General features: G+C 67.2%; 11 protein-coding genes and 1 riboswitch. Of the genes, 5 read left to right on the top strand and 6 right to left on the bottom strand.

Going from position 1 to position 12858, the window contains the following annotated elements; translation table 11 throughout:
• Window positions 1-103: 103 nt before the first annotated feature.
• Window positions 104-820 (bottom strand): HAD family hydrolase, encoded by a 717-nt coding sequence (locus AB4851_RS07485; RefSeq protein ID WP_414449088.1) that lies wholly within the window; start codon window positions 818-820, stop codon window positions 104-106.
• 496 nt (window positions 821-1316) lie between these two features.
• Between AB4851_RS07485 and AB4851_RS07480 the strand changes: the two genes are divergently transcribed.
• The 3 genes from AB4851_RS07480 to AB4851_RS07470 all read left to right on the top strand — a co-directional run bounded on the left by AB4851_RS07480 (window position 1317) and on the right by AB4851_RS07470 (window position 4290).
• Entirely contained in the window at window positions 1317-2168 is an 852-nt protein-coding gene (locus AB4851_RS07480) for an alpha/beta fold hydrolase (protein WP_414449087.1), read from the top strand.
• Window positions 2169-2321: 153 nt separating this feature from the next.
• Complete coding sequence (locus AB4851_RS07475) at window positions 2322-3008, top strand: response regulator transcription factor (RefSeq protein ID WP_206125961.1); 687 nt, start codon at window positions 2322-2324, stop codon at window positions 3006-3008.
• Window positions 2995-4290 (top strand): sensor histidine kinase, encoded by a 1296-nt coding sequence (locus AB4851_RS07470; protein ID WP_414449086.1) that lies wholly within the window; start codon window positions 2995-2997, stop codon window positions 4288-4290. Before AB4851_RS07475 ends, AB4851_RS07470 begins: the two co-directional genes overlap by 14 nt.
• A gap of 1 nt (window position 4291) precedes the next feature.
• Here the strand turns inward: AB4851_RS07470 and AB4851_RS07465 are convergent, their stop codons facing one another.
• Window positions 4292-4972: a Fe2+-dependent dioxygenase gene (locus AB4851_RS07465; RefSeq protein WP_414449085.1), complete on the bottom strand. Its 681-nt coding sequence runs from the start codon at window positions 4970-4972 to the stop codon at window positions 4292-4294.
• 37 nt (window positions 4973-5009) lie between these two features.
• Window positions 5010-7454 (bottom strand): TonB-dependent receptor, encoded by a 2445-nt coding sequence (locus tag AB4851_RS07460; protein ID WP_414449084.1) that lies wholly within the window; start codon window positions 7452-7454, stop codon window positions 5010-5012.
• A gap of 203 nt (window positions 7455-7657) precedes the next feature.
• Between AB4851_RS07460 and AB4851_RS07455 the strand changes: the two genes are divergently transcribed.
• On the top strand, window positions 7658-8374 hold the full coding sequence (locus tag AB4851_RS07455) for a flavin reductase family protein (protein WP_414440119.1): 717 nt from the start codon (window positions 7658-7660) through the stop codon (window positions 8372-8374).
• Window positions 8375-8481: 107 nt separating this feature from the next.
• Window positions 8482-9579, top strand: a complete 1098-nt coding sequence (locus tag AB4851_RS07450) for an alpha/beta hydrolase (RefSeq protein ID WP_414449083.1) — start codon at window positions 8482-8484, stop codon at window positions 9577-9579.
• Window positions 9580-9664: 85 nt separating this feature from the next.
• Here the strand turns inward: AB4851_RS07450 and AB4851_RS07445 are convergent, their stop codons facing one another.
• The 3 genes from AB4851_RS07445 to AB4851_RS07435 all read right to left on the bottom strand — a co-directional run bounded on the left by AB4851_RS07445 (window position 9665) and on the right by AB4851_RS07435 (window position 12682).
• Window positions 9665-10657, bottom strand: a complete 993-nt coding sequence (locus AB4851_RS07445; protein WP_414449082.1) for a sodium:calcium antiporter — start codon at window positions 10655-10657, stop codon at window positions 9665-9667.
• A gap of 141 nt (window positions 10658-10798) precedes the next feature.
• Window positions 10799-10905: riboswitch (yybP-ykoY riboswitch) on the bottom strand.
• 86 nt (window positions 10906-10991) lie between these two features.
• Window positions 10992-11762: an SDR family NAD(P)-dependent oxidoreductase gene (locus AB4851_RS07440; RefSeq protein WP_414440123.1), complete on the bottom strand. Its 771-nt coding sequence runs from the start codon at window positions 11760-11762 to the stop codon at window positions 10992-10994.
• 62 nt (window positions 11763-11824) lie between these two features.
• Window positions 11825-12682, bottom strand: coding sequence for an NmrA family NAD(P)-binding protein (locus tag AB4851_RS07435; protein WP_414449081.1), 858 nt, complete (start codon window positions 12680-12682; stop codon window positions 11825-11827).
• Between the last annotated feature and the right edge of the window lie 176 nt (window positions 12683-12858).

The following is a 12858-nucleotide window of genomic DNA, read 5'->3' as shown; positions in this document are numbered from 1 at the left end:
GCCTCGGCCTGGCAGCGGGTGAATCGGCGAACGAGAGTATCGCCGTTCGTTGCACCAGCGGCAACGGGTCGGACGTTCGGTTTCGGGCCGCCGGGCCGGGCGCTCAGGCCGCGTCGTCGATCGACAGGCCCAGCGCCGCCGCCAGTTGTTTCGAAGTCCGCACGATCTGCGCGGCTTCCGGGTAGAGGCTCGCCTCGCTGCCCGCTTCGAGCCAGGCCAGCACGCGCATGCCGGCCGCCACCCCGGCCTGCGCGCCGAGCGGGCTGTCTTCCACCACCACGGCCTGCGCCGGCATCACGCCGAGCCGCTCGGCCGCCAGCAGATAACCGTCCGGCGCGGGCTTGCCGGTCGCAACATCGTGCGCGCACACCGCCACCGTCAGGTATTCGCCGAGCGCCAGCGCGGCGATGCCCGATTCGAGCGTGTTGCGCCCGGCGTTCGACACCACCGCCTGATACAGGCCCGCGTGCTGCGCCGCGCGGCACAGTTCAAGCGCGCCCTCGCGCGCACGCAGTCCCCCGAGGCTCGCGATGAACGTCTCGAAACGCACCTGCGACCACGTCGCGAAATCGAACGCACGGCCGTAACGCTCGACGCAGAAGTCATACGAGGCGCGGCCGGTCATGCCGAATGTCTGCGCGTGCAGCGCATCGTCGGGCTCCTCGCCGAAGTGGCGCAGCGCGGCCACCAGCGAGGCGTAATGCAGCGGCTCGCTGTCGGACAGCGTGCCGTCCATGTCCCACAGAATCGCGCGATACGGCAGCGGTGCGCCGGTGGAGCGGACGGGATTGCCGGTGTCGGGCAGGTCTGAATTGGGCATGGCGGTAGGGCGGCAGGCGGATGAGGAGGTGACGAGGATGCGGGCAAAGCGATTGCGTGCGCAACGTGTGCAGCGGCCCCGATTGTAGAACGTGGCGCGAACCGGCGCGGCCGTGCAGCGTGTCGCCGCACCTCGCACCAAACATTACGTTTTCCTATCGATTCATCGTTGCGCCGTCGAGGCGCGCCCGGTTCGGCGGCGTAAAAGCAAGCCTTGATCCTGCCCCGTTTCACCTTCCAGACCGTCCCTCAACCGCCATCCGCGACAAACCGCCCCTTGCAAACGCTTATTACTACAAAATCTTAGAACAATCCGGGCGATCATTCCCGCACCGAAGCGAGCCCGAGAAATTCAAATAAATACAATAAATTCAAATACTTGAGAGAAATACGAGCGCGCCGGCCACGGACATTCCCACGTTGTGGTTTTTTGGCACCGGGTGGGCATATCAGGGAAATCCATTATCATTGCGCCCGGAACTATTCAAAAACTGATCGTGAACCCCGTCGCTTCTCTCGCCGCACCCGTATCGCTGGACCTTCCCGGTCCCGGTCCCATCATCAAGATGCCCTACGTCCAGACGGGCGAAGGCGATGTCGTCGTGTTCGTGCACGGCTCGCTGTGCGACTTCCGATTCTGGCAACCGCAGCTCGCCGGCCTCGCGACGCAATTCACCTGCATCGCGCCGAGCCTGACGCATTACTGGCCGGCCGAGCCGTCGGACGACCTGCCCGCCTTCAGCGTCAGCAACCACGCCGATCAAGTGGGCAAGTTCCTGCGCGGGCTCGACGCCGGCGCCGTGCACCTGGTCGGCCACTCGCGCGGCGGCAGCGTCGCGTTCCAGGTGGCGCTGCGCTTCCCGGATCTGGTGCGCTCGCTCACGCTGTGCGACCCGGGCGGCACGCTGACGGGCATCGAAGCCTCCACGCCCACCACGCTCTCGCTCGAAACCAAGCGCCTGCGCACGCGTGCGGTGTCGCTGATCGCCAATGGCGAAGTGGATGCGGGCCTCGAACTGTTCGTCGATTCCGTCAGCCGCGCCGGCTCCTGGCAAAAGAGCCCGCAAGGCTTCCGCACCATGACCACCGACAACGCCCGCACGTTGTCGATGCAACTGCGCGACCCGCTGCCGGCGTTCTCGGCCGAGGTGGCCAGCCGCATCGCCTGCCCGGCGCTGATGATCGACGGCGAGAACAGCCCGAAGCCGTATCGCGAGAACGCCGCCGCGCTGGCCGGCTGGATCGACGGCGCGTCGCGCGTCACGATCGAAGGCGCCTCGCACGGCATGAACATGGCGCGCCCGAGCGCGTTCAACCGCCACCTGGCGGCGTTTCTTCAGAACGTCTAAGCAGCACTGCATCGCAGTCCTGCCTAAAACGGCCGGCCCCGAATAGATCGGGCCGGCCGTTTTGCCTTGATGCCGCCGGATCGACGCGCGCAAGGCCGCCCGGCACGGTAGAATCGCCAACGATTCTTATTTGCATCCTTCCGCGGCACCGCCATGCGTATCCTCGTCGTCGAAGACGATCCCGACATCCTCGCCAATATCTCCGGCCATCTGGGCAACCGCGGCCATATCGTCGATTGCGCGTTCGACGGCTTGCAGGGCTACGCGCTCGCCACCGCGCACGAATTCGACCTGATCGTGCTCGACCTGATGCTGCCGCGGCTCGACGGCTACAGCCTGTGCCGCAAGCTGCGCGAGGAAGCGCGGCTGGAAACGCCGGTGATCATGGTGACGGCGCGCGATACGCTCGACGACCGCCTCGAAGGGTTCGACGCGGGCGCCGACGATTACCTCGTCAAGCCGTTCGCGCTGGCCGAGCTGGCCGCGCGCGTGAAGGCGCTGCTGCATCGCACGCGCCGCCCGGCAGCACGCACGCTGCAGGTGGCCGATCTCGCCTACGACGTCGAGACGCGCACGCTGACGCGCGCCGGCGACACGCTGCGGCTGCCGCCCGCCCCGCTCAAGCTGCTGCAGATCCTCATGCAGGCCAGCCCGGCCGTGGTGCACCGCGCACGGCTGGAAGAAGCGCTGTGGCTCGATTCGCCGCCCGACAGCGACAGCCTGCGCACGCACATCCACCTGATCCGCCAGGTGATCGACAAGCCGTACGGCGCGCCGCTGCTGCGCACCGTGCACGGCATCGGCTACCAGCTTCAGGACCCGCAGCGTGTGGAACCCTAGGCGCACGCTCGCGCGCCAGTTGATCCTCACCTACCTGCTGGTGGCGGTCGTGGTGGCGGCGCTGCTGTCGCTCGCCTCGCTGTGGGCCATCGATACGCTCGAAGTGCATTTGCAGCGCATCGACATGGGCATGGCCGTCAACCGGATTCGCGACGAATACCTGAACGGGCGTGACGTGGGTCGCGAGGATCGCTTCTTCCACGGCGCACCGGGCAGCAGCGCGTTTCCGCCATGGCTGCGCGCGCTGCCGCCCGGCTTCAGCAAGATCGAACACGACGGCCGCCAGTGGCACGCGATGGTCGACGATCAGGACGCCACACGATATCTGCTGCTGCGCGACTACACCGAGTTCGAACACCGGCAGCAGCGCTCGCACTGGATCGCCGTGGGCACCATGGCCGGCGCGCTGATCCTGGCCTTCATGCTCGGCGGCACCATCACGCGGCGCTTCGTGCGGCCGCTGCTGCGGCTCGCCGCGCAGGTGGGCGAGCGGCCCGCGCTGCCGCCGCAAACGCGCTTCGCCCACGAATATCCCGACAACGAGATCGGCCGGCTGGCCGCCGCGTTCGACGAAACCTACAACCAGCTCGAAGCGGCGTTGCAGCGCGAACGGCTGTTTACGGCCGACGTGGGCCATGAACTGCGCACGCCGTTGATGGTGATTTCGAGTTCGGCCGAGCTGCTGCTCGACGGGCCGGGCTTGAGCGACGCGCAACGCAGCCGGCTGCAGCGCATGCACACGGCCACCAAGGAGATCGACCAGCAACTGGCCGCCTACCTGATGCTGTCGCGCGGCGCGGGCGACACGCACGGTTTCCTGATGGCCGGCGCGGTGGAAACCGCCCGCGACGAAACCGGCCGCTGGCGCGCGCTGGCCGCGCAGCGCGGCTTCGCGCTCGAACTGGAAACCGATGACGACACGGGCGACGAGGCTACCGTGCCGCGCTATCCGTCGGCACTGCTGCGCATCGTGCTGTCGAACCTGATCCGCAACGCGTTGCAACATGCCGACGGCGGCACGCGCATCCTGGTGCGCGCCGCGCCCGGCTCGCTCGAGGTGAGCGACGACGGCAAGGGCATCGCGTTCGAGGCGCAGGCGGGCGTGTTCGCGCCGTTCGTGCATGGCGAGCACGCCGACGCCGGCAACCTCGGGCTCGGGCTGTCGCTGGTGCAGCGGATCTGCCAGCATCAACGCTGGCGCGTCACGCTCGATTCCGCGCCGGGGCGCGGCTGCCGCTTCGCGATCGACCTGCGAACCGACGAGCCGAAGCGGCGCTTCTGACTCAGACGTCGGCCCACATCCGCAGCAGGTTGTGATAACTGCCCGTCAGTTGCAGCAGCGAGGCTTCGTCGGCGCCTTGCTGCGTGAGCCGCTGAATCGCCACGTCCATCTCCAGCAGCAGGCTGCGCTGCGCATCCTCGCGCACCAGGCTTTCGATCCAGAAGAACGACGCCAGCCGTTCGCCACGCGTGACCGGCGCGACGCGATGCACGCTCGACCCCGGATACAGGATCATGTCGCCGGCCTTGAGCTTGACGCGCTGTTCGCCGAACGTGTCGCGCACGACCAGTTCGCCGCCGTCATACGTATCCGGCTCGCAAAGGAACAGCGTCGCCGACAGGTCGGTGCGCACGCGCTCGCGCGATTCGCGGATGCCGCGCACGGCGTTATCGATATGGAATCCGAACGCTTCGCCGCCCGCATAGCGGTTGAACAACGGCGGGTAGATCTTCTTCGGCAGCGCGGCCGACATGAATACCGCGTGCTGCGCGAGCCGCCGGATGATCTCGTCGCCCACTTCGCGCGCGAGCGGATCGTCGCCGGACAACTGGCGGTTGTCCTTCACGCGCTGCGATTGCACGCCGGCCGTGACGCGCCCGTCCACCCAATCGGCCGCGCGCAGCCGCGCCGCGATCGCCGCCGCTTCTTCCGGGCTGAATACGCCCGGCACTTCCACCATCATGATTGCTCTCCCGTATGCGGCTGCATGGCGCCCATGCCTAGAACTTCACGTCGGCCGTCATCAGCACCGTGCGGCCCGCGCCGGGCACGCCGTAGATCTGATAACCGTCGAGCGACGCGCCGATCGCCGAATAGTAGAACTTATTGAATAAATTCTGCACGTTGAGGCTGACCGTCAGATGCTTGTTCACGTCGTAGCGCGCGGCCAGCGAGTGCAGCCAGAACGCCGGGGCCTTCTCGTTGTCGGCCACGTACACCGGATGCTTGCCGTTCGCGCCGTTCACCGTGCTGCTGGTGTTGTTCTGGCCGCCAACATAGGCGTTGTCGGTGTAGCGGCGCGTGCCGACATACTGCACGCCGTAGCTCACGCCGAACTTCGGCGTGAGCTGGTACGACGTCCATAGATTGAACGTGGCGTTCGGCACGTTGCCGGGCCGCGCGCCCTCGTTCGCGCCCTTCGTGATGCGCCCGCGCATGCCGGCGAAGCCCGCGAACGCCGACCATTTGTCGGTGATGTTGCCGGACATGCCCAGCTCGATGCCGTCCACGCGCTTCGGCGGCAACTGGCGCACCACGGTGGTGGTGCTGTCGCCGTAGTCCCACGAATCGCTCAGTTCGGTGCGAAACAGCGCGCCCGTGAGCGACAGGCGGCGATCGAACAGGTCCCACTTGGTGCCCACTTCCCAGGTCTTGGCCGTGGCCGGCTTGACGCTCTGGCTGGTGGTGTCGCCGTAGATCACGTTGTTGGTGGTGCCGCCCACCGCCGACGGCTGCGTGGCCTGGCTGTACGACGCATACAGGCTGCCGAACGGCACCGGCTTGTAGGTGACGCCGGCGCGGCCGCTCCAGGCGCCGTCGTTGCTGCGCGCGACGGTATGCGCGTTGGCCGCGCCATTCACCTGCTTGACCGAGAAGCGGTCGTAGCGAATCGCGCCGTCGACGATCCATTTCGGCGTCAGCGTGACCGTGTCGCGCAGGTACACGCCGCCATCCGTCACCGCCGAGTAATCGCCCGCGCCGCTTTCCACGGTCGGCACCGCGCCCATGCTGGTGCCGTACGAATTGCTCAACGACATCACCGGGTTGGTCGCCGGCCCGAGCACGGTGCGTGTGAGGTCGCCATAGCGCTCGTGATAGAACTCCGCGCCCGCCACCACGTCGTGATGGATATGGCCCGTGTCGAACGACAGGTTCAGGTTGGTTTCGTTCGCAACGATGTCGTAGCGCTTCGAGGTGCCGTAGTTGTTGCCGCGCATCACGGCCAGCCCGTTCATGTTCGGATCGAGCGCGTAGCCGCTGTACGACTGCACGCCCGCGCCGCTCGTGATCAGCGGCCCGGTGCCCACGTAGCCGAGCGAGGTGCCGGCCGTGCTGTTGAAGCGGGCCGGCGCGAGCACCGTTACACGGTCGGTCTGCTCCCAGCGCGTGATGTTGGAGATGCGCACGTTGTCGTTGACGTTGTGCGCCGCCTTCACCGTCACGCGGTTGGTTTCGGTGCGGTCCGTGTACAGGTTCGGGTCGCCGTACCAGGCGTTGCGCGCGACGCCCGGCATCGGCGCGCCGCCCGTGCCGCGCTGGATCGGGATGCCGCCGTCGGGCACGTTGTCGTCGTGCTGGTGCAGGTAGTCGATCGTGACCGTGGTGGGCGTGCCCAGCCCCATCGCCAGCGAGCCCGCCACGCCCCAGCGGTCGTAGTTCGTGACCGCCCGGCCGTCCACGTCGTTGCTGTGGCGCATCAGGTTCAGCCGCAGCGCCGTGGTGTCATTGAGCTGCTTGTTGAGGTCGGCCGTCATGCGCCGATAGCTCGCACTGCCAAGCGATCCCTGCAAATGGTAGGCGTCGCCCAGGTGCGCTTCCTTGGTGATCAGGTTGACGCTGCCGCCCGGCGCCGCCACGCCCGATTCGATCGAGCCGGTGCCCTTGAACACCTCGACGCTCTCGGTGTTGAAGGTGTCCATGCGGCTCGCCAGGCCCGCATCGCGAATGCCGTCCGCCGTGAAGCTCTGTTCGGACGAAAAGCCCCGGATCGTGAACATGTCGCCCCAGCCGAGATTGCCCTCGCCCGACGTGAACGTGATGCCCGGCACGTTGCGCAGGACTTCCTGCAGGCTCTGCGCCTGCTGCTCGTCGAGCACCTTCTTCGGGATCACGGCCACGCTCTGCGCCATGTCGAGGATCGGTTGCGTGAACTGTTCGGAACGGACGAATTCGGTCTGGTAGGACGAACGCGATTCGTGCACGGAAACGGCCGGCAGCGCGGCGGTGGGTGAGGTGGCGGGTTGGGCCGCTTGAGTCGCTTGGGCCGCGTGGGCAGATTGCGCGGCTTTGGCCGTGGGCGCCGCCGTGTTGGCCACACCGCCCGGCTCCGCAACCGCCTGCGCCTGGGCCTGCGCGCCCGAGATCATCGCGATGCCGAGCGTCGCGCCCAGCATGCCCGTCAGCAGCCCCGACGGACGCTTCCCCCTTCCCCGATACGACAACATGCTTATCCCTTCGCTGTAAATACAAATGATTGTTGTTTGCGATACGGATTCTAGGGAGGGGAATGTCAACGATTCGTTAAGACTAACGAAATGAACATGAAAGGATTTCGAGGGCGTAGTGCGAGCGCAAGAATCGGGGCGTCGGGCGCATTCGTGTCGGTCACGATGGGGGCACTGTTCTTCTCCACCCCAAAGGAATCGCCATGCACTCTCCCCGTGAACCGATCGCCCCGCACGTCGCGAGCGAGCCGTCCATCCTCTATCTCGGCACGCCCGTGGTATTGATCAGCACCTCGAACGAAGACGGCTCGGCGAACCTCGCGCCGATGTCGTCGTGCTTCTGGCTCGGCTGGCGCGCCGTGCTCGGCCTCGCCGCCTCATCAAAAACGCCCGAGAACCTGATCCGCACCGGCGAATGCGTGCTGAACCTGCCGTCGCCGGCCGAAGTGGGCGCCGTCGACGCGATCGCCCGCACCACCGGCTCCAACCCGATGCCCGAATTCAGGCGCGCGATGGGCTACGAGCACGAGGCCGACAAGTTCGGGCGGGCCGGCATGACGCCGATTGCCTCGGAAACCGTCAAGCCGCCGCGCGCGCTCGAATGTCCGATCCAGCTCGAAGCCGTGCTCGCGGCCACGCATGGCATCGGCGACGACAACCCCGAAACGCGCGGCTTCATCAGCTTGTTCGAAGTCCGAATTACCCGCGTGCATGTGCATCCCGACCTGCTGGTCGACGGCGACCCGAATCGCATCGATCCCGACCGCTGGTCGCCGCTCATCATGAACTTTCAGAAGTTCTATGGATTGCAGCAGCGGCAGGTGCATGGGTCGCGGCTCGGGGAGATTCCGGAACGCATGTATCGCAGCGCGGATGTCGATCGGGCGCGGGGGGAGAAGCGGGTGGCGCGGCGTGTGTAATACGCCGTAAATCGCCATTGAGGTTCGGGAGCCGCGCCCGGTCAACGCAACCGTCTCCCGCTTCGTTTCCTGATGAACAAGATCAACGAAAACCGAGGAGATGGCGCGTGCGTCTGCAACGAACACTCATCTATGCATGGCCTCTGATGTTGGCCGCGATGTCGGCGGTGGCGGCGCAGGCCGATACGCCGGCCGCGGCGCCGGTCATGCGCGAACGCGATGTCGTGTATAGCCCCGTGCCGATCGTGCAGCCCGAGCGGCTGGAACTCGCCACGCCGTCCGGCACGGTGCAGGTGCCGATCGCGGTGTCGCGCGACTGGACGCGGCCGCAGCCCGACGTCACGCGCGCGGTCATCGTGATACCGGGATGGCCACGCCGCGATCTGACCTCGGGCGAGCACGCGGCCCGACTCGCCGGCCCCGCCGCACGCGACGCGATGCTGATCACCCCACAATTTCTAACCGCGAAGGATATCGCCGCGCATCACCTGCCGGACACGATGCTCCGCTGGCGCGAAAGCGGCTGGCCGCACGCCCGGCTGTCCACCGGCCCGGTCGCGATCAGTTCATTCGAGGTCGTCGACGAGATTTTCAAGCGGCTCGCCAACCGGGCGCTGTTCCCGAACCTGCGCTTGATCGTGCTGGCCGGGCACTCGGCGGGCGGGCAGTATGTGCAGCGCTATGCGGCACTCGGGCGGGGCGAGGCCGATCTCGGCGGCGAACCGATCGCGATCCGCTACGTGGTCGCCAACCCCGCCACCTACCTGTATTTCACCGATGTACGGCCCGATCGCAACGGTGCCTTTGCGCCGTTCGACGCAAAGCGATGCCCGACGTTCGAGCGCTGGAACTACGGGCTGCGCACCGGCGTGCCGCCCTACGCGGGCGCGCCGGCCACGGCCGAGGCGGCGCAAGCCCGCTATTTGCAGCGCGACGTCGTGTACCTGCTCGGCACCGCCGACAACTCGCCGGACGAGGACTCGGTCGGACACAGCTGCGAGGCCGACGCGCAAGGCCTCACGCGCTTCGATCGCGGGCGGGCGTACGACGCCTATATCCACATGCTCGATCCGCAAACGCGCCAGCATGTGATCGAAGCACGCGGCGTCGCGCATTCGAGCTGGCGGATATATGCGTCGGCCTGCGGGATGGCCGCGTTGTTCGACAAGCCCGGATGTAGTGATGCGGTTTTGGAACGGCGGTGAGGGGATGGGGGCGTAATGCCATGCCCCCTACCGCCAGGCCCCCGCCCGCCCCCCTCGGCGCGCGGCGACCCGGCGTCACGACCCATCACATCACGATCAACAAGCCCGCAAACACCGCATACAACGCCCCGACCCAGGTCAGCCGGCGGCTATTGATGTGCGTGGCACGAAACACGAACTGCAGATAGATGATCGCGATGGCCGTCATCACCGCGGCCAGGACCGACGGCGTCGCCAGATGCCACGGCGTGAAGAACACGCCGAACGCGGTGGGGATCGTCGCCTGGATCATCATCGCGCCGCTGATGTTGGCCAGCGCGAGCCGCTCCTTGCCCTGCCGCACCCAGATCACCGCGTTCATGATTTCAGGCAACTCGGTGGCGATCGGGCTGAACAGCAGCGCCGTCAATTGCGGGCTCATGCCGAGCCACGGCCCCACCGCCTCGATCTGATTGACGAACAGATGCGACGCGGCAAAGATCACCACCAGCGCGCCGAGCGTCTGCAGCAGCACCCAACCGAGCGCCGGATTGTCCGAGCGCGGACGCAGCATCAGCGGTTCGAGTTCGCCATGGTCCCCACCATCGCCGTCGGCCGTCAGTTCGCGCCAGCAATACACCGCGTAGGCCGCGAGAAAGCCGATGCCGAGCAGCGGCTTGTACTGGAACACCACGAGGCCCACGCCGATCTTCACGACGAAGATCGCCAGGAACCACAGCTGGTCGCGGCGCAATTGCGCGGTATTGGCCTGCACCTCGCTCGCGCGGCCCAGGCGTTTCGCCACCGCGAGCAGCGAGACGCCGACCACGGCATAGGCCACGGTACTCAGCGCGAGCGGCCCGCCGATCGCGGCGCCCACGCCGATCTCCTTGGTGGCCGGCGAATCGCCGAACGCCACGGCCACCAGCGTGACGACGCTCTCGGGCAAGGCGGTGCCGAACGCGGCCAGAATCGTGCCGGTGGCGGTCTGCGTCAGGTTCAGCTTCTGGCCGAGCCATTCCACGCCGTTGACAAAGGTTTCGCAGGAAAAGTAGATGATGCCGGCCGCGGCCAGCAACAGGACGAACGTCAGGATCATCGCGGGTACCCCGCAACGAAGACGACACCACGGCAGGAGGGATTGAGGGACATCTGTTGTTATCTCCACGGGCCAGGCGACGCAACCATGACGCTGCCTTCCAGCCCGGCCCGGGAGGAAGGAACGTCATAGGTCTCGTCAGGCCGTGGGACACACGGCTGCCGACGCCATGACCGGTTCAGGTCAATTATGTTGACGTCGGCGCTTTGCCGGGGCGGCAAAGCAGACTACTCCCCTAAGACAGGCCGCTATTCTAGCCGATGATTGTGACAGTCCAAATTTTTTAGGCGGCAGGACTAAACAATCGCCCCGCCGCCCTCACAAAACACGGCAATCAATCGGGCAATGCAATGCCCGACAAACGCTCGCACGCGTCGAGCAGCGCGGCCTGCAAAGCGGTATCGTGCGTGGCCGGATCGGGCCGGCGCAGCTTGCGATGGAAAAAATACTGCCCGCTGACGCGCGCGTTCGCGTCGTCGCCGGCAGCCAGCCACGCCTGCGTGCGATGCGCCTGATCGAGATCGTCGGGCGCGCCGGCGCCGCCCATGCGCGTCGGCACCCAGCCCGGCTCCAGCGCGTTCGACAGCACCTCGGGCCAACGGCGCGCCACCGCGAAGGCGAGCAGCGCGTCGTAGAGCTTGCTCTCCGCGTAGGCCTGCGCGCCGGCCCAGCGCCGCCGCGTCCAGTCCAGATCGTCGAGCGCGGCGCGCGTGCCGTGATGCATGCCCGAACTCAGATACACGAGCCGCTGCGGGCGCTGCATCAGCGCGGTGAGCACATACGGCGCCAGCACGTTGACGGCGAACACATGCGGCAAGCCGTCGGCGGTCTCCACGCGCGGCTCGCGATAGCCGACGGCCACGTTGTGGATCACCGCGTCGAAGCGGCCCAGCGCATTGGCCTGCGCGGCCACCTCGCGCATCGCGTCGAGCGTGGCGACATCGCCCGTCACCACGGCCTCGGCGGCCGGGCATTGGCGGCGCGCCTCGTCGGCCCGCACGGCGTTGCGGGCATGCAGCACGACGCGATGCCCCTGCTCGGCCAGCAATTGCGCGGCCATCAGGCCGAGCCCGTCGGCCGACCCGGTGATGAAGATGCGTTTCATGGCGGCTCCTTGAGCGAAAGCGTTCAACATAACGGATTCCGGGCGATGCCGTGCCGCGCGGTTCAGCGCGCCACCAGGCCCGCCAGCACGGTGTCGAGTTCGATTTCGCCCACGCGATGCTCGCAGCCCGCGCCCTCGAAATCGATCCAGCCTTCGTTGAAGCCGTCCACCATCCGCATGCGCGGCAGCGGATGCTGCATGCCCTGCGAGCGGAACAGCGCGTCCCACGTATCGCGCGGCACCGGCTCCATCCGCACGGCATGCCCGAGCGCGGCCGCGAAGCCGGCGCCGATGTCGTCGGCGCTGTAGCGGCGCGGGCCTTCGAGTTCGACGATGCGCACGCCGTCCCAATGCTCGCGCAGCATGCTCGCGGCATGGCGGCCGATGTCGGCCGTCGCCACCATCGGAATCGGGTGATCGAGCGGCTGCAGGAACGACGGCACCACGCCCGCGCGCGCGGCCTCCACATCCCAGGACGCGTTTTCCATGAACCATCCCGCGCGCAACATGCCGACCGGCACGCTCAGCGTGCGCAGCATCGCTTCGGTCAGCTTCGAATTGTTGAGCAGGTTCGGCTCCTCGACATGCGCGCCGACCGTCGAAAGAAACACCACCTTGCCGGGCCGCGTCGCTTCGATCGCCTCGCGCACCGCCACGCTGTTCGCCACCGTATCCGGAAAGCCCGGCGCGGGATCGAAGTTCGACGGCGTCATCAGGAACACGCCCGTGGCGCCGCTGAACGCGCGCGTCATCGAGGCCGCGTCGCCGATCTCGGCGATCGCGATCTCGCAACCGAGCGCCGCCCAGCGCGCCGCCTTGGACGCGTCGCGCAGCACGGCGCGCACCGGTTGCCCCGCCGCCAGCAGCGTACGCGCCACTTCGCCACCCACCTTGCCGCTGATGCCAGTCACTGCATACATGGTTCAACCCTCCGGATCACTGAACGTTTTTGCCTGGGAGCGCATGGCACGCGAGGCGTGCTGCATGCGACCGACCGAAGCGTACGCCGCGCCCGCGCGCCGACGAATGGCCGCGCGGTCAGGACATCGATGACTCGGCGTCACGAGTGGAGGAGAACGGCACCCGTAACTGTCGA

The sequence above is a fragment of the Burkholderia sp. 22PA0099 genome, assembly GCF_047497165.1.
In the GTDB taxonomy this organism is placed as follows: Bacteria; Pseudomonadota; Gammaproteobacteria; order Burkholderiales; family Burkholderiaceae; genus Burkholderia.
This window is presented reverse-complemented; position numbering and strand designations above follow the sequence as displayed.